This window comes from Phytomonospora endophytica (genome assembly GCF_014202425.1).
Taxonomy (GTDB): Bacteria; Actinomycetota; Actinomycetes; order Mycobacteriales; family Micromonosporaceae; genus Phytomonospora; species Phytomonospora endophytica.
Window position 1 is genome coordinate 352,770 of the sequence record NZ_JACHGT010000004.1, and the last position, 16,660, is coordinate 369,429.

Annotated in this window: 20 protein-coding genes; 10 read left to right on the forward strand and 10 right to left on the reverse strand. The window is 72.6% G+C overall.

What is annotated here, in order from left to right:
- Positions 1-39 precede the first annotated feature (39 nt).
- Positions 40-906, forward strand: a complete 867-nt coding sequence (locus tag HNR73_RS10835) for an SMP-30/gluconolactonase/LRE family protein (RefSeq protein ID WP_184787224.1) — start codon at positions 40-42, stop codon at positions 904-906.
- On the opposite strand, the gene HNR73_RS10840 is transcribed toward HNR73_RS10835, so the two are convergent.
- The 3 genes from HNR73_RS10840 to HNR73_RS10850 all read right to left on the reverse strand — a co-directional run bounded on the left by HNR73_RS10840 (position 903) and on the right by HNR73_RS10850 (position 3,248).
- Complete coding sequence (locus tag HNR73_RS10840; protein ID WP_184787225.1) at positions 903-1,718, reverse strand: alpha/beta fold hydrolase; 816 nt, start codon at positions 1,716-1,718, stop codon at positions 903-905. The two genes, HNR73_RS10835 and HNR73_RS10840, sit on opposite strands and share 4 nt — an antisense overlap.
- Positions 1,719-1,741: 23 nt before the next feature.
- Positions 1,742-2,197 (reverse strand): GNAT family N-acetyltransferase, encoded by a 456-nt coding sequence (locus HNR73_RS10845; RefSeq protein ID WP_184787226.1) that lies wholly within the window; start codon positions 2,195-2,197, stop codon positions 1,742-1,744.
- Positions 2,198-2,261: 64 nt separating this feature from the next.
- Positions 2,262-3,248, reverse strand: a complete 987-nt coding sequence (locus HNR73_RS10850) for a hypothetical protein (RefSeq protein WP_239122124.1) — start codon at positions 3,246-3,248, stop codon at positions 2,262-2,264.
- A 39-nt stretch (positions 3,249-3,287) separates the two neighbouring features.
- Here HNR73_RS10850 and HNR73_RS10855 point away from each other — a divergent pair, with 39 nt between their 5' ends.
- Positions 3,288-3,665: a winged helix-turn-helix transcriptional regulator gene (locus HNR73_RS10855; RefSeq protein ID WP_184787227.1), complete on the forward strand. Its 378-nt coding sequence runs from the start codon at positions 3,288-3,290 to the stop codon at positions 3,663-3,665.
- Between the two features lie 49 nt (positions 3,666-3,714).
- Here the strand turns inward: HNR73_RS10855 and HNR73_RS10860 are convergent, their stop codons facing one another.
- The gene (locus HNR73_RS10860; protein ID WP_184787228.1) at positions 3,715-4,566 is read right to left on the reverse strand and encodes an NmrA family NAD(P)-binding protein; all 852 of its coding nucleotides are present in this window, start codon (positions 4,564-4,566) and stop codon (positions 3,715-3,717) included.
- A gap of 82 nt (positions 4,567-4,648) precedes the next feature.
- On the opposite strand from HNR73_RS10860, the gene HNR73_RS10865 reads away from it, so the two are divergent.
- The 3 genes from HNR73_RS10865 to HNR73_RS10875 all read left to right on the forward strand — a co-directional run bounded on the left by HNR73_RS10865 (position 4,649) and on the right by HNR73_RS10875 (position 7,372).
- On the forward strand, positions 4,649-5,581 hold the full coding sequence (locus HNR73_RS10865; protein ID WP_184787229.1) for an AraC family transcriptional regulator: 933 nt from the start codon (positions 4,649-4,651) through the stop codon (positions 5,579-5,581).
- An 85-nt stretch (positions 5,582-5,666) separates the two neighbouring features.
- Positions 5,667-7,106, forward strand: a complete 1,440-nt coding sequence (locus HNR73_RS10870; RefSeq protein WP_203686180.1) for an SDR family NAD(P)-dependent oxidoreductase — start codon at positions 5,667-5,669, stop codon at positions 7,104-7,106.
- Positions 7,107-7,117: 11 nt separating this feature from the next.
- The gene (locus tag HNR73_RS10875; RefSeq protein WP_184787230.1) at positions 7,118-7,372 is read left to right on the forward strand and encodes a hypothetical protein; all 255 of its coding nucleotides are present in this window, start codon (positions 7,118-7,120) and stop codon (positions 7,370-7,372) included.
- Positions 7,373-7,526: 154 nt separating this feature from the next.
- Here HNR73_RS10875 and HNR73_RS10880 read toward each other — a convergent pair whose 3' ends face one another.
- Both HNR73_RS10880 and HNR73_RS10885 read right to left on the reverse strand, forming a co-directional pair.
- Positions 7,527-8,549 carry a sulfotransferase family protein gene (locus HNR73_RS10880; RefSeq protein ID WP_184787453.1) on the reverse strand — a complete coding sequence of 341 codons (1,023 nt, stop codon included), beginning with the start codon at positions 8,547-8,549 and terminating at the stop codon, positions 7,527-7,529.
- A 47-nt stretch (positions 8,550-8,596) separates the two neighbouring features.
- Positions 8,597-9,574 carry a helix-turn-helix transcriptional regulator gene (locus HNR73_RS10885; protein WP_184787231.1) on the reverse strand — a complete coding sequence of 326 codons (978 nt, stop codon included), beginning with the start codon at positions 9,572-9,574 and terminating at the stop codon, positions 8,597-8,599.
- A 96-nt stretch (positions 9,575-9,670) separates the two neighbouring features.
- On the opposite strand from HNR73_RS10885, the gene HNR73_RS10890 reads away from it, so the two are divergent.
- Together HNR73_RS10890 and HNR73_RS10895 are read left to right on the forward strand one after the other, a co-directional pair.
- Complete coding sequence (locus HNR73_RS10890) at positions 9,671-10,153, forward strand: hypothetical protein (protein ID WP_184787232.1); 483 nt, start codon at positions 9,671-9,673, stop codon at positions 10,151-10,153.
- Between the two features lie 70 nt (positions 10,154-10,223).
- A complete protein-coding gene (locus HNR73_RS10895) occupies positions 10,224-11,087 on the forward strand; it encodes an SDR family oxidoreductase (RefSeq protein WP_184787233.1) in 864 nt (287 codons plus the stop codon).
- 7 nt (positions 11,088-11,094) lie between these two features.
- On the opposite strand, the gene HNR73_RS10900 is transcribed toward HNR73_RS10895, so the two are convergent.
- From HNR73_RS10900 to HNR73_RS10915, 4 genes are all read right to left on the reverse strand, one after another.
- Positions 11,095-11,427 (reverse strand): ArsR/SmtB family transcription factor, encoded by a 333-nt coding sequence (locus HNR73_RS10900; protein ID WP_184787234.1) that lies wholly within the window; start codon positions 11,425-11,427, stop codon positions 11,095-11,097.
- Positions 11,428-11,551: 124 nt separating this feature from the next.
- Positions 11,552-12,790: an RNA polymerase sigma factor gene (locus HNR73_RS10905; protein ID WP_184787235.1), complete on the reverse strand. Its 1,239-nt coding sequence runs from the start codon at positions 12,788-12,790 to the stop codon at positions 11,552-11,554.
- Positions 12,791-12,799: 9 nt separating this feature from the next.
- A complete protein-coding gene (locus HNR73_RS10910) occupies positions 12,800-13,168 on the reverse strand; it encodes a YciI family protein (protein ID WP_184787236.1) in 369 nt (122 codons plus the stop codon).
- A gap of 83 nt (positions 13,169-13,251) precedes the next feature.
- Positions 13,252-15,096, reverse strand: a complete 1,845-nt coding sequence (locus HNR73_RS10915; protein WP_184787237.1) for an Hsp70 family protein — start codon at positions 15,094-15,096, stop codon at positions 13,252-13,254.
- 260 nt (positions 15,097-15,356) lie between these two features.
- On the opposite strand from HNR73_RS10915, the gene HNR73_RS10920 reads away from it, so the two are divergent.
- The 3 genes from HNR73_RS10920 (at position 15,357) to HNR73_RS10930 (ending at position 16,638) form a co-directional block, all read left to right on the forward strand.
- A complete protein-coding gene (locus tag HNR73_RS10920) occupies positions 15,357-15,794 on the forward strand; it encodes a DoxX family protein (RefSeq protein WP_184787238.1) in 438 nt (145 codons plus the stop codon).
- Between the two features lie 110 nt (positions 15,795-15,904).
- Positions 15,905-16,234 (forward strand): hypothetical protein, encoded by a 330-nt coding sequence (locus tag HNR73_RS10925; protein ID WP_184787239.1) that lies wholly within the window; start codon positions 15,905-15,907, stop codon positions 16,232-16,234.
- On the forward strand, positions 16,231-16,638 hold the full coding sequence (locus tag HNR73_RS10930; protein WP_184787240.1) for a MerR family transcriptional regulator: 408 nt from the start codon (positions 16,231-16,233) through the stop codon (positions 16,636-16,638). Before HNR73_RS10925 ends, HNR73_RS10930 begins: the two co-directional genes overlap by 4 nt.
- Positions 16,639-16,660: the final 22 nt, after the last annotated feature.

Here is a 16,660-nt window from a genome sequence, read left to right on the forward strand (position 1 = left end):
AATCGTTGCCGCACCAGCGATCTCCGCGAAGGGCGAATGATGATCGAGCGGTACGAGCTCCCCGGTGGCGACGTGTTCCCCGAGGGGATCACCGAGGGTCCCGACGGCAAGACCTTCTACGTGTCGGGTTCGGCCGACGGAGCGGTCTACCGGGGCCACCTGGACCGGCCGGAGCTGGAGCTCTGGTCCCCGCCGGGAGCCGACGGCAGGCACGGCGCGCTCGGCATGACCGTCGACGGCGCGGGCCGGCTCATCGTCTGTGGCGGGCACTCCGGCGTGCTGTTCGCCTACGACACCGCCACGGGCGCCCTCGTCGCCCGCCACCAGGTGACGACCAAGCGCACCCTGCTCAACGACGTGTGCGTCAACGGCGGGCACGCCTACGCCACCGACTCCCTGCGCCCGGCCGTGTGGCGTTTCGCGCTCGACACCGAGATCGGCGCGGCCGAACCCTGGATCGACCTGACCGGGCACGGCATCGAGCCCGGCAAGGCCGCTTACCTCAACGGCCTGGTGTCCACACAGGACGGAAGCGCGCTGCTCATCGCCGCGCAGGGCACCGGGCAGCTATGGCACGTCGACATCGCCACCCGCGAGGCCGCGCCGGTCGATCTCGGCGGGGTCGAGGTCCGCGGCGACGGCATGGTCTTCGCCGGTGACGTGCTCTACGTCTGCGACTACACCGGCGACGCCGGCGGCGAGGCCCACTTCCGTCTCACCGCCCTGCGCCTGACCGACGGCCACCGCAAGGCCGAGGTCCTCGGCCATCACGCGATGGACGCCGCCGACACCCCGACGACCGTGGCGTACCTGGGCGGGCGGCTGCTGGTAGTCAACTCGCAGCTCGCGGCCTCGGACGGCCCGAAGGCGCCGTTCACGGTGACCGCGCTGGAACCGCCCTTCTAGGCGGTCCCGCCCGTGTGCTGCGCCAGGTAGGGCAGGAGGAGCGCGGCGGTCCCGGGAGGGTCTTCGATCATCGGCGAGTGCCCGACACCGGGGAGCATCTCGACGCGGGCTCCGGGGACGGCACGGTAGGCGCCGGCGGAGGAGGACCGCCACCTGCGGTCGTCCTCGCCGAAGAGCACGAGCAGCGGCCTGCCGACCGCGGTCAGCCGCTCGGGTATCGGCCGCTCACCGAGGTAGTCCCGCGCCGCCCGCAGCGTCGCGGTGAAGGCGTGGAAGGTCAGCAGCCGCAGGTCGTCGACCATGATCTGCGGGGCCCGGAAGTCGTCGCGGCCGAACGCCGAGGTCATGGCCCCGCGAAGCCGCGCGTCGGTGAGGTGCGGCCACTGTTCGGCTTCGATCCCGATGGCCGGGGCGGTGGAGGCGGCGAGTTCGGGTCCGGTGTTGACGAGCGCGAGCGCGCGGACCAGCGCGGGCCGGTTCTCGGCCAGGGCGGTGGCGACCAAGCCGCCGGTGGAGTGCCCGACGACGACGGCCCGCTCGACGCCGAGCCGGTCGAGCACCGCCGCGGCACGGAGCGCCTGTGCGGGGATCGAGTAGTCGCCGTCGGCCGGTTTCGCCGAGCGGCCGTGCCCGAGCAGGTCGAGGCGGATGACGCGGTGGAACTCGGCGAGCGGCGGGACCAGCGGGTCCCAGGAGTGGACCGATGAGGCGGATCCGTGGACGAGCAGGACCGCCGGGGCTTCGGGCGGGCCGTCCTGACGCACGTGGACGTCGCCGCCGTCGAGGGGAATCAGCGCTGTGGAACCGGCCATGGGGCCACTGTCCCCGATCGCCGTCAGGCGAAGACGGTCCCGGCCTCGCGCACCATGAACACGTCCACCTCGTCCTCGGTCTCCAGCTCGAAACCGTGCCGTTCGTACAACCGCCGCGCGGGACTGCCCTGGAGGACGTTGAGCCGGACCGGCGCGCCCTCGGCGTCGGTGCGTTCCAGGAGTTCACGCAGCACGGAACCGCCGAGCCCGCGGCCCTGGACCTCCGGCGCGAGGTAGAAGTGCTCCAGCAGCCACCCGTTGCCGGCGGGACGCAGGGTCACGCATCCGGCGAAGGTCCCGTCGGCCATGATCGCCAGGGTGTGCTCGGGGGAGTAGGACCGCAGGAAGCGCTCGCGGACGCGGGTCTCGTCGTAGCGTCCGAGGCGCTCCAGGTCGGGGCGCATGACGACGGCGCGCAGTTCGGTGATCGCCTCGACGTCGGCGGCGGCCGTCGGCCGCAGCTCCCAGGTGCTCGACATGCGGGGGAGTCTGGCACCGCTCCCACGGCCTTGCCAACGCGTTTGGGCCTCGCTGTCGCCATGATCACAAGGCTGAGGCGACCTGGTAGAGCCACCGCATCGACCGCACGGCCGAGCGGATCTCCTGCAGGCACTGGTCGGGAGCGTGGACCTGCCGGAAACGCGCGTCGGGATGCCCGGTGAGGTCGACGCCGACGGTGTCGACCGCGCAACCGTAGGGCAGGCCGATCGTCGCGACGGCGTCGGCGTGCTGGAAGGGCACGTACGTCGTCGAGGTGACGACCAGGACACGGTCGCGCGGGCCGAGCTTGACGACCTCGTCGGCCCAGTAGCGGCAGGTGTCGGCGGTGTTCGCGCGGCGAAGCGCCGGCGCGCTCGACGGCGCGGCCACCACGTGCGCGGGCGTCGTGTCGGGCAGGTGATAGGTCGTCACCCGCCACGCCCGGTTCGGGTCGGCGGCCGGGTCGCCGCCCTCCTCGACCTCGTCATGAGAGGTCGCGCCGAACGCCTGCCGCACCCCGAGTTCGAGCGCGTCGACCTCGAAGCGGCATTCGGGCAGGCCCAGGTCGGCGCCGGTCGCGTGCTCGGCCGGCGTCAGGGGCCTGAACCCGCCGACGGCCGTGATCCGCCCGGCGGTGACGCCACCGTCGAGGAGTTCGGCGGCGTGGCGGGTCCGCACCAGGCAGGCGCGGATCATCCCGCCGAGGACGAGGACCTGCGTGTAGTCGCGGTACCGGGGCGGTCGCGCCGACAGCAACCCGAGCGCGCGGGCCGCGTCGAGGATCAGCGCGGCGGTCCCGGGCTCGAAGGCGTGCCGGCGGGCCTCGGTGCGTTCGCGCCCGTCGCGGAAGTCCCAGTGTTCGGCCGAGAAGTCCTCCAGTCGGGCGAGGGCCTCGCCGGTCGGGGCGTCGTCGGGGCGCCCGCCGAACTCCTCGACCAGCGCCCGCAGCGGCGCCGACCGTGCCCAGGCGGTGACACCGTCCGAAACGACGGCGGGGTCGCCGGGAGTGCCGTCGCAGACCGGCAGCGGAACCGGGGAGAAGGCCGACATGAGATGTGACGATAGCCTGCCCTCGGGTACGTTCCGGGCATGGACGCCGAGCCGATCAACGACGTGTTCGTCGCCGACTGCCCCGGCCGCCACGTTCTCGACCACGTCACCAGCAGGTGGGCGACGCTGCTCATCGGCGCGCTCGCCGAGGGCCCGCAGCGCTTCTATCTTCTGCGCGACCGGATCGGCGGGATCAGCGAGAAGATGCTCTCCCAGACCCTCCGCGTCCTCGCCCGCGACGGGCTCGTCGCCCGCGAGGTCGAGCCGGACTCGCCGCCCAAGGTGACCTACCGGCTCACGCCCCTCGGCGAGGAGCTGGCGGCGCATCTGTCGGGGCTGATCGGGTGGATCGCCGCGAGCACCGACGACATCATCACCGCGCAGGGGCGGTACGACGCGGCCAAGTCGCGGTCGTGAGGCGCGCAGAAGGGCCGGGCGTGTGCCCGGCCCTCTCAACGTCGGCGGATCAGCCCCAGGCGCCCGCCGCGTCGGCGCCGCGCACGTAGTCGGCGAAGTCGCGCGCCTCGCGGCCCAGTGCCCGGCGGACACCGTCGGCGAGGTGGGCGTTGTGGCCGTCCATGATCTCGCGCATCAGCTCGGCGAGCTGCCCGGCGGCGTCGGCGGGGACGCCGTGCTCGATCATTCCCGCGCGGAACTCCTCGACCGTCAGTGGCACGTACTCCACGTGCCGTCCGATCGCCGCGGCGATCTCGGCGGCGGCCTCGGTGAAGGTGACCAGGCGAGGGCCGGTCAGTTCGTAGAGTTCGCCGATGTGCCGCTCGTCGGTCAGGGCGGCGACGGCCACGTCGGCGATGTCGTCGACGTCGATGAACGGTTCGGCGACCTGGCCGGCGGGGAAGGCCAGCACCCCGGCCTGCACCGAGTCGGCGAGGAAGCCCTCGGAGAAGTTCTGCGCGAAGACGGCGGCGCGGACGATGGTCAGTTCGATGCCGGGGATGGCGGCCACGACCTTCTCGGTGACCTCGGCGCCCGCCTCGCCGCGGCCGGTCAGCAGAACGATCCGGGTCACTCCGGCGGCGACGGCCTTCTCCGCGAAGGAGCCGATGATCTCGGCGGCACCGGGGAAACCGGCGTCGGGGGCATAGGCCAGGTAGATCGCCGAGACGCCCGCCACGGCCGCGTCCCAGGTCGAACGGTCGTCCCAGTCGAAGGGGATCTCGGCCGAGCGGGAGCCGATCCGGACCTCGCGGCCGAGGGCGGTGAGCCGGTCGGCGACACGGCGGCCGGTCTTGCCGGTCCCGCCGGTGACGAGGATGGGGGCGGTCGTGGTGGCGGTGGTGTTCGTGTTCTCAGTCATGAGTTGAGTTAATACCGAAACTCTGAGACTTCCCATAGCTCAGAAGCTCGAAAACATTCGCCAGAGTCTTATACTTCTCGGCATGGACGCTCTCGCCGGACTCCTCGACGGCCCCCGCGCCAAAGGCGCCTTCCTCATCCGCTCCCGCATGAACCCGCCCTGGTCGGTGCAAGTGCGAGACGAGGCCCCGCTGACGCTGCTCGCCCTCACCTCCGGCGACGCGCACGTCACCACCGCCGACGGCGAGGCCCACCACCTCCGAGACGGCGACATCGCCCTCCTGCGCGGCCCCGACCCCTACGTCGTCGCCGACGGCCCCAAGACCCCGGCCCACTGGATCATCCACCCCGACCAGAGCTGCACCACCCTCGACGGCACCCCCGTCCACAACACCCTCGACTTCGGCGTCCGCTCCTGGGGCAACGCCCCCGACGGCGGCACCGGCATGCTCATCGGCACCTACCGCGTGCACAACGAGGTCAGCCGCCGCGTCCTCGCCAGCCTCCCCGTACTGGTCGTCGTCACCGCCGAACAACTCGACTCACCCCTGCCGTCCCTGCTCGGCGCCGAGATCACCCGCGACGCCCCCGGCCAGGACGTCGTCCTCGACCGGCTCCTCGACCTGCTGCTCATCGCCGTCCTGCGCGCCTGGTTCGGTCGCGCCGACGCCCCCGTCTGGTACCGCGCCTGGAGCGACCCCGTCGTCGGCCGCGCCATGCGGCTCATGCACGCCGAGGTCGCCCGCCCCTGGACCGTGGCGACCCTCGCCGCCGAGACCGGCGTCTCACGCGCCACCCTCGCCCGCCGCTTCACCGACATGGCCGGCGAACCGCCCATGAGCTTCCTCGCCGACCTCCGCCTCACCCTCGCCGCCGACCGCCTCCGCGAACCCGACGCCACCGTCGGCTCCGTCGCCCGCGAAGTCGGCTACGGCAGCCCGTTCGCGCTGTCGACCGCGTTCAAACGCGCCCGCGGCGTCAGTCCACGAGAGTTCCGCCAGGCCGCGATGGCGTGACCCCGCCCGCTCGGTTTGGGTCACGACACCCCGGCTGCGTAGAGTTCTTGGTCGCAGCGGACGCGAACGAAACGGAAAGAACACGATGGAACACGCCCAGGGCATCGACCCCGCGCGCATGGAGATCTGCATGAGCGTGCTCGCCGAGGTGCTCGCACTCCCCGGCGACCACCCCGACTCCGTCGCGATCCGCCGCGCCACCGCCGGCGTCTACAAGAACGTCAAGCAGCAGCGCCGCCGCGACAAGCGCGCCTCCGTGACCGCCGCCGACGCCGCCGTCACCGCGGCCACCGCCACCGGCGCGCCCGACCGGATCGACGACGAGACCAACGGGATTCTCCTCCAGGCCAGCGCCGGCGAGCAGACCGTCGGCTTCCTCCAGCGCGCCCGCTCCTGCTACATCTGCAAGGACCGCTACCGCGAGGTCGACGCCTTCTACCACCAGCTGTGCCCCGCCTGCGCCAAGGAGAACCGCAGCAGGCGCGACGCCCGCGCCGACCTCACCGGCAGGCGCGCCCTGCTCACCGGCGGCCGCGCCAAGATCGGCATGTACATCGCCCTGCGCCTCCTGCGCGACGGCGCCCACACCACGATCACCACACGCTTCCCCAACGACGCCGTCCGCCGCTTCGCGGCCATGGAGGACAGCGCCGACTGGACCCACCGCCTGAAGATCATCGGCGTGGACCTCCGCGACCCGGCGCAGGTCGTCGCGCTCGCCGACGACGTCGCCGCCGCCGGTCCGCTCGACATCCTCATCAACAACGCCGCCCAGACCGTCCGCCGCTCCCCGGGCGCCTACCAGGCCCTCATCGAGGCCGAGGCCGCCGAACTGCCCGCCGGGGACCTGCCCGAGCGGATCAGCTTCGGCGGGGTCACCGCCCAGAACGCCCTCGCGATCGCCGCGGCCGCTGACGGCTCCCCGCACGCCTTGACGCCCGAACTGCTGACCACCCTGGCGCTCACGTCGGGGTCGGCGAGCCTGGAACGCATCAGCACCGGCACCGCCGTCGACGCCGGTGGCCTCGTCCCCGACCTGGTCGACACGAACTCGTGGGTGCAGGTCGTCGACGAGGTCGACCCGGTCGAGCTGCTGGAAGTGCAGTTGTGCAACCAGACCGCGCCCTTCATCCTGGTCAGCCGCCTGCGTCAGGCGATGCGCGCGTCGACGGCCCGCCGCAAGTACATCGTCAACGTCTCGGCCATGGAGGGCGTGTTCAGCCGCGGGTACAAGGGCCCCGGCCACCCGCACACGAACATGGCGAAAGCCGCGCTGAACATGCTCACCCGCACCAGCGCCCGCGAGATGCTCACCGATGGCATCCTCATGACCAGCGTCGACACCGGCTGGATCACCGACGAGCGACCGCACACGCAGAAGATGCGGCTGGCCGACGAGGGTTTCCACGCCCCGCTCGACCTCGTCGACGGTGCCGCCCGCGTCTATGACCCGATCGTGCGCGGCGAGGCCGGCGAGGACCTCTTCGGCGTCTTCCTCAAGGACTACGCCCCGGCGGGCTGGTAACCGTGGCCGTCATGAAGCGGGGCGCCCTGGCGGCCTGGCTGCGCACCGAGAAGCGACTGTCCAAGGCGGACGCCGAGAAGTGGGCGGCCGAGCTGCAGGGCCTCGACCAGAAGTTCCTCGGCCCGCTCGTCGACATCGCCCGCGACTCGGGGACTCCACCGCTGCACGTGCTCGCGGTACTCGCCGAGAAGCACCGGGACCAGGCTTTCGTGAAGGCGGCGAAGTCGCACCTGGCGCAGGCGGCGAAGCGCTCGGGCGGGAAGTAGCCGGGGCGCGACACCCTCGCCGCGAAGCATCGCGATGAGGCCTTCGTGAAGGCGGCGAGCCGCCGGCCGAGACCGGAGCCGCTCAAGGCCACCGACGAGCCGCGGCGTGCGCTCACGCCCCTCGCCCCGGGGGATCATGGCGTGACCACCGGCCCTAGCCTCTCGCGAGCGCGGCCTCGCCCGGTGCGCACGCCTCCCGCAGCGCCGTCAGTTCCTTCGGCGGGAGCCGGAGCGCGGCACCGCGCCGGGACGCGTCGAGGTTCGCGGCGCCGTGGGCGATCCACGACGGGTCGGCGGCGGCTCCGGCGAACTCGGCGAGCCGCGCCAGTTCGCGCTCCGGCGTGGCGATCAGGTCCTCGTAGGTCAGCGTCATGACCCGCTCGGGTGGCAGGCCGCGCAGGGACTCCACGCCCTCGGTCACGATCTCCGACCAGAGCCTCCCGAAATTCGCCGGGGGGACGTCGTCGTCCATCAGCAGCCGCCGGTCGAAGGGGTCGGCGAACAGCCCGGCCAGCTCGGGCGGCAGTTTCGCGACCTGGTCGGCGTCGAGCTCGGTGATCGAGTCCAGACCGAGGATCTCGACCATGAGCCGCAGGTGGTAGATCATCCGGTAGCCCGGGTGGCGGCTCATGGACATCGCGCAGTCGGGCCCGTCGCGGAAGAGGTGCACGAACCTGCACTCGGGGAAGACCTCGCGCAGCCGCGGGATCCAGCTCACCGAGTAGCCCGAGCGCTCGACCACGACCTCGCCGCCGAAGCGGGCAGTCAGGTGGTCGAAGAGCGCGGCGTAGTGCTCGCCGACGGGCCGCGTCGGCCATTCCGTGACGATCGGCTCCAGCGCGTCGAGGGCGGCGTCGGGGTCGGCCGTCAGCGGTGGCAGCGTCATCAGGCACAGGGCCGGGATGCCGTTCTCGGCGCTGTGGCGCCCCGGCTTCCTCGGGTACAGGAACTCCGGCAGGGCCGCGTCGCTGCGGATCATCAGGTCGAAGATCCCGTTGGGGCCCGACAGGATCGCCCAGAACTCCGTCCCGGGGACCTCGCCCTCGGGCAGCGCGACAGGTGTCAGCGCGGCCAGCATCTCGTTGAGGCTCAGGATCTCCGGGTGGGCGTTGAGGATCCGCGACAGGGCGCTCGATCCGCTCCGGCCGGTGCCGACGATGAACGTGGTCGGGCGCACGCTGCCTCCTGCGGGTTTCGTCCTATGTGTACTGACCCATCCGCATCCTAACCGCCTTCGCCGGTCAGGCCCGCCCCTCGCGCGGCCCGCCCGGCGTAGCCCGCCAGGACCTCGACGAGCTCCGGCGGCTCGTGCACGGTGAACTCGTGCCCGAGCTGGAGGAGCCGCAGCGCCAGCCATTCGAGCGTGTCGCTGTGGCTGCGCACGCGGCAGGTGCCGTCGTCGAGTTCCGCCACGTCCTCGGGGGAGTCCCCAAGCCTGCCGATGACGGCCGACGCCGGTGCCCGCACCGTGACCACCGCCCGGTAGGTCGGCAGCAGGGAGTACATCTTCGAGCGCACGTACTCCGCCGGGTCGGCCATCGGCAGCTCCCGGGGCGCCGCACGCGCGCCCGTCCGCACCGGCGCGGTGATCCGGTCGGCCCGGAAGATCCGCCAGTCCGCCCGTTCGTTGTCCCAGGCCAGCAGGTACCAGCGGTGCCGCGCGGCGACGAGCCGGTCGGGGTCGACGTGCCGCCTGCTCTCGGTCCCGTCGTGCGCGACGTACCCGAAGCGCAGACGTTCACCGGCCGCGATCGCCGCCGCCATCACCGTCAGGTGCTCGGGGTCGACGGGCTCTCGCGCGCCCGCCTCCGGCAGTGCGACGGTCGCCACGCCGAGGGCGCTGACGCGCTGCCGCAGCCGCGAGGGCAGGACCTGCTCCAGTTTCGTCAAGGCCCGTACCGAGGCCTCCTCGATGCCGTCGACCGCGCGTCCGGCCGCCGTGCGCAGGCCGACGGCGATGGCGACGGCCTCCTCGTCGTCGAGGAGCAGCGGCGGCATCGCCTTGCCGGCGGCGAGGCGGTAACCGCCGATCGCGCCCATCGTGGCCTGTACCGGGTAGCCCAGGTCGCGCAGGCGGTCGACGTCGCGCCGGATGGTGCGCGGGCTGACGCCGAGCCGTTCGGCGAGCTCGCTGCCGGGCCACTCGCGCGGCGTCTGGAGCAGTGACAGGAGGGTGAGCAGCCGGCCGGGTGTGTCGGTCATGGGTCCAGCATGACCCGGGAGTAGGACAGGCGTCGGCCTAGTTCGGTCACGGAACGCGGCTCACCGCGATCCCGAGGCGCGGGCGACACTGGCGACATGACAACGGGGGAGCCGGACACGAACGCGGTGCCTCACCGTGGGGGCTCAGGTTGGCTCACGGCCTTCTTCACGCTCGACTGGCTGCTCCTGCTGCTCGGAGTGCCGGCCCTGGTGCTCCTCGGGGCCCTCCAGGACCTCCACCTGGCGGGGAGCACGCCCGAGCCGGGCGGCGCGCAGGCGCAGCGCACCATGTGGGTCGTCGCCTTCGCCGTGGCGGTGCTGCTGCCCGCCCTCGGGCTGGCGGCCGCGCTGGTGTTCCGGCGGAGGTTCGCGGGCTGGGCCTTCGGCGTCACACTGCTGCTCGTCGTCTGCGGCTCCATGGCGCCGACCAACGGCAGCGAGACACGCCCGAACTCGCTCGTCGAGTGGGTCTTCAAGGGGGAGGGGCCGTATCCGAGCCCGTACCCGGAGGATCCGCCCGTCGGCTGTTTCGGCGACAGTCCGGCCGATGACGGCAACCCGCGCTGCAAAGGCGGCTGAACTAGGACCGGATCCGGCCTACATGGCCCCTATCGTCGTCTCCGACAGCCAACGAGCATCGGAGAAGGTCATGAAGGTTCTGGTCACGGGCGCCACCGGCGTCGTCGGACGGCAGGTCGTCGCTCAGCTTCTCGCCGCGGGCGCCGAGGTCCGGGCCGTCACGCGCGACCCGGCGAAGGCGGGCCTGCCCGCGGGCGTCGAGGTCGTGGCCGGTGACCTCACCGACCCGGCGGGGCTCGCACCGGCCTTCGAGGGCGTCGACCGCATGTACCTGTTCCCGGTCGAGGAGGCCGTCGACGAGGTCGTCGCGCTGGCCGTGGCCGCCGGGGTCCGGCGGATCGTGGACCTGTCGGCGGCCTCGGTGACCGTCGGTCTGCACGTCAACCCGGTCGAGGCGGCGGTGGAGAAGTCCGGCGTCGCGTGGACGCACGTGCGGCCGGGTTCGTTCATGGCGAACATGCTGCCGATCTGGGGCCCGATGATCCGTGCGGGCCGCGAGGTCCGCTACCCCTTCGCCGACGAGGCCTCCGTGCCGGTCCACGAGGCCGACATCGCCGCCGTCGCGGTCGCCGCGCTCCTCGAAGACGGCCACGACGGGAAGATCTACACGCTCACCGGTCCCGCCGCGATCACCACTCGCGAGCAGGTCGCGGCCATCGGCGCGGCGCTCGGCGAAGAGGTCGCCTACGTCGAGGTCTCCCGCGAGGAGGCCCGCGAGATCCTGCGGGCGCAGGGCGGTTTCGCCGCCGGTGCCGCGGACCTGCTGCTCGGCTTCGTCGACTACGGCGGGGGTGAGCCGACGGGCGCCGACGGCTACGCCGAGCAGGACTGGTCGGCGCTGCTGCGTCCCTGGCCGGGCGTGCCCGACGCGACCGGCCGGCCCGCCCGCGACTTCGCGGCCTGGGCGCGCGACCACGTCGCCGACTTCCGCTGACCGGGGCTCAGCCGGAGCCCTTCTGGAGCCTCTCCAGGTGCGCGGCGAGGCGGTCGAAGCGGTCCTCCCAGTAGGCGCGGTACTGGTCCAGCCACGCCGAGGCCGTCCCCAGCGGCTCGGCTTCGAGGCGGCAGGGCCGGTACTGGGCGTCCTTGCCACGTGAGATGAGCCCGGCACGTTCGAGGACCTTCAGGTGGCGCGAGATCGCCTGGAGGCTGATCTCGAAGGGTTCGGCCAGCTCGTTGACGGTCGCCTCGCCCTCGGCCAGCCGGGCCAGGATCGCCCGGCGGGTCGGGTCGGCGAGCGCCGCGAACAGGACGCTGAGCTGATCCTCCGCCATATTGTTCAACCAATTCGTTGAGTACAGGGAACGCAAATATAGCCCCGCGGGTGGCCGGGGCCGTGACGATCGCCGGGGCGGTGCCGAGGATAGGCGCCGGGTGGGACCGTTACGGTCCCGGCGGTCACGGGTTGAGTCGCGCGGCACGCGATTCGAGGTAGCGGCGCTCGGGGGCGCTGGTGGTGAGCTTGGCGGCCCGCCGGTAGCTCTCCCGCGCGGCCTCGGGTTCCCCGGCCATCTCGTGGAGGTGCGCCCGGACGGCCTCGACGCGGTGGTGCTCGGTCATGCGCTCGTCGGCGGCGACGGCGTCGAGCGCGTCGAGTCCCTTGCGGGGACCGTCGACCATGGCGACCGCGACGGCCCGGTTCAGCGCCACCATCGGGCCGGGGGAGACGCGTTCGAGGATCCCGTAGAGGGCCAGGATCTGCGGCCAGTCGGTCTCCTCGGTACTCGGCGCCTCGGCGTGCACGGCGGCGATCGCGGCCTGTAGCTGATAGGCGCCGACGGCGGAGTGGGCCAGGGACTCGGTGATCAGGCCGACGCCCTCGGCGATGCGGTCGGCGTTCCACTTCGAGCGGTCCTGCTCGGCGAGGGGTACGAGCCCGCCGTCGGGCGTGGTCCGCGCCGGGCGGCGCGACTCGGTGAGCAGCATGAGCGCGAGCAGCCCGGCGACCTCGCCGTCGTCGGGGAGGAGCCGGTGCACGGCCCGGGTGAGGCGGATGGCCTCGTCGGTGAGGTCGACGCGGACGAGGTCGTCGCCGGAGGTCGCGGTATAGCCCTCGTTGAAGATCAGGTACAGCACGTGCAGGACCACCGCGACGCGTTTGCGCCGCTCGGCCAGCGGCGGCATCCGGAAGCCGGTGCCGCTGGTCTTGATGGACTTCTTCGCGCGGCTGATGCGCTGACCCATCGTCGACTCCGGCACCAGGAACGCCCTGGCGATCTCGCCGGTGGTGAGACCGCCGACCGCCCGCAGCGTCAGCGCGATCTGGCTCGGCGGCGACAGCGAGGGATGGCAGCACAGGAACAGCAGCATCAGCGTGTCGTCGTGGTCGGGAGCGCCGCCCTCCTCGCCGGGACCCGCGGCGCTCGCCTCCTCCTGGAGCGCGACCGTCGCCTCCCGGCGGCGGCGGGCGTCGTCGCTGCGCCACAGGTCGGTGAGCCTGCGGGTCGCGACCGTGACGAGCCAGCCGCGCGGGTTGCCGGGGATCCCCTCCACGGGCCACTGCTGGGAGGCCGCGAGCAGCGCCTCCTGCACGGCGTCCTCGCACAGGTCGAACTGCCCGTGCCTGCGGATGAGGGAACCGAGGACCTGCGGCGCGCACTCGCGCAGCAGTTCCTCGACGCTCACGTCTTCGCTCACAGCCCGTCCCTAATCCGGCAGTGTCGTCCCGGAGTGCTCCAGCAGCGGCCAGACCTCGACGCCGTTGCCGCCCGCGGTCGGGTAACCCGCGGCCAGCTCCAGGGCACGTTCGAGGCTGTCACAGTCCACCACGAAATAGGAACCGAGGTGCTCGCCGCCCCCGAGGTAGGGGCCCATGGTGACGACCCGGACGCCGTCGCGGACGCGGACGACACGGACGAGCCCCGAGTCGGCCATGCCCTCGGCGCTGATGAGCTCGCCGGACTCGCGCAGGTCTCGCTGGAAGGCCGCGTCGGCGGCGATGAGGGCCGCGAAGGACTCCTCGGTGAACGAACCCCACAACGCGTCGTTGCCGTAGATGGAGATCTTGAAACGCATGGCCGCTCCCCGGTCGGGCGGCGTCCCCAGTGGACGCCTCTGACCGGAGGTCGGAGCCGTGCGCCGGTTTTCGACAGCAGCGGTCAGGCCGAGGCCAGCGCGCCCATGACCTGTTCCGCCAGGGACGCGACGGCCTTGTCGATGGTGGTGCGTTCGAGGTCGTCGGAGCTCACGCCGATGAGGTCGATGGACAACACGAGGTTCGCGCTGACCGCGACCATGTTGTAGACGTGGTTGGCGTAGCCGCCGGCCGGGGTCTTCAGGTAGGCCCACTGGGCCTTCGCGCCGTCGACGTCGACCTTCAGCTCGCCCTGCTCGCCACCGGCGATGCTGACGGTGCTGGAGTGCGTGCCGCCGCCGGAGTACACGTCGGCCTCGATCAGCAGCTGGAAGGCCTCGGCGGTGGACTTCATCAGGGTGAAGGTGCAGCCGGTGCCGGTCGCGTCGCCGTTCTGCGTCGGGCCCGAGGCCGTCGGATCGCCGACGACCTCCCCGGCGATGCCGCGGACCGGCTTGAGGTCGGTGTCGCACAGATCGGCCTTGTGGGCGTAGAGGGCGCCGGAACCGTCCGGTTCGCCACCGCCGTCGTCGCCGGGGTCATCGCTGCTGCTGCCGGTGCCGCCCGGGTCGTCGTCGCCGGTCGCGTTCTCCAGGGCCCAGGAGACGCCCGCCGCGACGAGCATCAGCGCCACGAGACCGGCGACGAACCGGCCCGTGCGCGGCTTCGGCGGCGGGGACGGCGCCTCCGGCGCCTTCGCGGCGGGCGTGAAGACGGGTTCGGCCGCGTCGGTGGGCAGTGGGGGAGCGTGCAGCACGATGAGGTCGTCGGAGGGGACGGACGCGGCGATCACGCCGCCGTCATCGGCCTCGGTCCGGGGGAGGGTCGCCTGGAGCGCGCCTTCGGCCACGACGAGCTCGGGCTGTTCGAGGACGGTCGGGGCGATGCCGGTCGCCTGATGCAGGATCGTGGCGACCAGCGGCATGCGGGTGGAACCGCCGACGAGGAAGAGCCCGGCGAGCCGCTCGCCGCCGACTCGCGCGACGACCTTCCGGGTGAGCTCGCCGGTGGCGACCAGGTACTCCCGGGCGGCCTCCCAGAAGGCCTCGCGGCCGACCTGGAGGTCGCGGCCGGTCGTCGGCAGCAGGACGGAGCTGTTCGGCCGGCGCGACAGGGCCTCCTTCGCCGCGCGGGCGTCGTCCCACAGGGTCCGGGTGCGCCGCCGCTCCTCGTCGGTGGTGGGCGACAGCAGCCGCGCCCACTCGGCGGGCTCGACCCCGCCACCGAGGAGGCGCACGAGGACCGCGTCGAGGTCGACGCCGCCGAACTCGGGCATGCCCTCGACGGCCACGACCTCGTAGCCGTCGGGTGTGCGGCGGACGGCGCTGACGTCGAGCGTGCCGCCGCCGAGGTCGTAGACGACCACGACCTGGCCGTCGGCGACCCGGTGGCCCGCGCCCGTCGCGAAGTAGGCGGCGGCCGCGACCGGTTCGGGTAGCAGTCTGGGGCGGGGGAGGCCTGCGGCGATGGCGGCCTCGGTCAGGGTGGTCCGGCGCAGCGCGCCCCAGGACGCGGGGTAGGTGATGACGACGTCGTCGGGCAGCGTCCCGGCGACCCGTTCGGCCTCGCGCGCCACTTCGCGCAGGGTCGCGGCGATCAGGTCCACCACCGGGAAGGAACGGTCGCCGAGCAGGACCGAGCCGTCGGTGACGCAGCGCTTCGGGTTGGGCTCGAAGCGGGCGGGGTCGGTGCGCGAGTCGCGTTCGGCGTCCCGGCCGACGGTGAGACGGCCGTCGGGGGCGGCGTGGACGGCCGAGGACAGCAGCGGCGAGGAGTCGAAGAGCAGCGGCCTGGTGCGGCCGTCGGGCCAGCGCAGGACGGCGACCGTGTTCGAGGTCCCGTAGTCGATGCCGAGCCTGTATGCGTCCACGACGGGAGTCTAGGGGTGAGCGGCCAGTCGCCGTCCGGATGCCCACCACGTAAGGCATCCGGAAGATTTCTCCCCGGGGATGTCCAATCCGGCCCGGCGGCTCCGACCTATGGGTGAGAGCGGCCGCACGGAAGCGTTCGCGCTGGTCGAAAAAATCTTGGACGAGGGACTTGACTCCTCCGCCGTGAGCGCTATATTCAACTTAGACGTTAATTAACGAGTTGGTTAAACAACCGGCTCACAGAGACAAGGACGAAGAGATGACCGCCATCACCACCCGCATCCCCGCCACCTCCACCACCACCGTCGTCCGCACTCGCGGCCGCGCCGCCACGATCGGCCTGTGGACCCTCCAGGTCCTGGCCGCCGCCCTGTTCGCCTTCTCCTCGCTGCCGAAGCTCTCCGCCGACCAGGCCACCGTCGACTCCGCCGCCGTGCTCGGTGTCGGCACCTGGTTCTTCGTGGTCATCGGCGCCCTCGAACTCGCCGGCGCGATCGCCCTGTTCATCCCGATCCTGTCCGGGCTGGCCGCCCAGTGCTTCGTCGCGCTGATGGTCGGCGCCTTCACGACCCAGATGGTCTTCTTCGACGGCTACTTCTGGTTCATGCCGATCGTCGCCCTCGCCCTGGTCGCCCCCGTCGCCTGGGCCCGCCGCGACCAGACGGTCCGCCTCTACCGGGCGATCCGCCGCCGGTAGCGACCCGCATCCCGACCGCACACGACGGCCGCCGCGCGAAGGCGCGGCGGCCGTAAGCGTGCCGTCGGGGCTTGCAACCGGTACCCGGGTACGGGGTTAACGTCGATCGCATGAGCCTCGACTGGGTCCCCGACGCGTGCACCCTCCCGACCGCCGAACGGCCAGCGCGGCTGGCCGAGTTCGACGGACTCTTCGCCGCCCACCTCACCGCCACCGCGCTCGACGCGCCGACCCGCGCCCGGATCACCCTGTCGGGCGACACCGGGTTGCCCGCGCGGGTCGGCGAACTGGCCGCGCGCGAGTCGTCGTGCTGCTCCTTCCTCACCTTCACCGTGACCCCGACGTCCACCGGCGCCGACCTGGACATCGAGGTCCCCGGCGCGCACTCCGGGGTCCTCGCCGCGCTGGTCGCGCGCGCCGAAGCGGTGATACGGCCGTGAACGGCGAACTGCGCAGCGGCGAGGTCGCCGAAGCCGCCGGGGTCAACCCGCAGACACTGCGTTACTACGAACGCCGCGGCCTGCTCGCCGAACCGCCCCGCAGCCTCGGCGGCCACCGCCTGTACCCGCCGGAGAGCGTGACCGTCCTGCGGACCATCAAGGCCGCGCAACGCCTCGGTTTCACCCTCGGCGAGGTCGCCGAACTCCTCGACCTGGGCCGCCGCCACGCGCACCGGCCGGGCCTGGCGACCCGGGCCCGGGCCAAACTCGCCGAGGTCGAGTCCCGCATCGCCGACCTCGCCACCATCGCGGCGACCCTGCGGACCGCGATCGGCTCCGGCTGCGACGACCTGGCCACATGCGCCGCCGACCCGGCGTGCCCGATCCCGTTCGCGGACCGCTGACCGGCCGCGGGGAGCGGTCCCC

Excerpts from the sequence above, each read along its gene's own strand:
- HNR73_RS10875 (WP_184787230.1), top strand. The coding sequence starts at position 7,118 with ATGAAGCGGGGCGCCCTGGCGGCCTGGCTGCGCACCGAGAAGCGACTG.
- HNR73_RS10895 (WP_184787233.1), top strand. The coding sequence starts at position 10,224 with ATGAAGGTTCTGGTCACGGGCGCCACCGGCGTCGTCGGACGGCAGGTC.
- HNR73_RS10835 (WP_184787224.1), top strand. The coding sequence starts at position 40 with ATGATCGAGCGGTACGAGCTCCCCGGTGGCGACGTGTTCCCCGAGGGG.
- HNR73_RS10850 (WP_239122124.1), bottom strand. The coding sequence starts at position 3,248 with ATGTCGGCCTTCTCCCCGGTTCCGCTGCCGGTCTGCGACGGCACTCCC.
- HNR73_RS10900 (WP_184787234.1), bottom strand. The coding sequence starts at position 11,427 with ATGGCGGAGGATCAGCTCAGCGTCCTGTTCGCGGCGCTCGCCGACCCG.
- HNR73_RS10865 (WP_184787229.1), top strand. The coding sequence starts at position 4,649 with ATGGACGCTCTCGCCGGACTCCTCGACGGCCCCCGCGCCAAAGGCGCC.
- HNR73_RS10855 (WP_184787227.1), top strand. The coding sequence starts at position 3,288 with ATGGACGCCGAGCCGATCAACGACGTGTTCGTCGCCGACTGCCCCGGC.
- HNR73_RS10860 (WP_184787228.1), bottom strand. The coding sequence starts at position 4,566 with ATGACTGAGAACACGAACACCACCGCCACCACGACCGCCCCCATCCTC.
- HNR73_RS10845 (WP_184787226.1), bottom strand. The coding sequence starts at position 2,197 with ATGTCGAGCACCTGGGAGCTGCGGCCGACGGCCGCCGCCGACGTCGAG.
- HNR73_RS10925 (WP_184787239.1), top strand. The coding sequence starts at position 15,905 with ATGAGCCTCGACTGGGTCCCCGACGCGTGCACCCTCCCGACCGCCGAA.
- HNR73_RS10840 (WP_184787225.1), bottom strand. The coding sequence starts at position 1,718 with ATGGCCGGTTCCACAGCGCTGATTCCCCTCGACGGCGGCGACGTCCAC.
- HNR73_RS10920 (WP_184787238.1), top strand. The coding sequence starts at position 15,357 with ATGACCGCCATCACCACCCGCATCCCCGCCACCTCCACCACCACCGTC.
- HNR73_RS10885 (WP_184787231.1), bottom strand. The coding sequence starts at position 9,574 with ATGACCGACACACCCGGCCGGCTGCTCACCCTCCTGTCACTGCTCCAG.
- HNR73_RS10890 (WP_184787232.1), top strand. The coding sequence starts at position 9,671 with ATGACAACGGGGGAGCCGGACACGAACGCGGTGCCTCACCGTGGGGGC.
- HNR73_RS10910 (WP_184787236.1), bottom strand. The coding sequence starts at position 13,168 with ATGCGTTTCAAGATCTCCATCTACGGCAACGACGCGTTGTGGGGTTCG.
- HNR73_RS10870 (WP_203686180.1), top strand. The coding sequence starts at position 5,667 with ATGGAACACGCCCAGGGCATCGACCCCGCGCGCATGGAGATCTGCATG.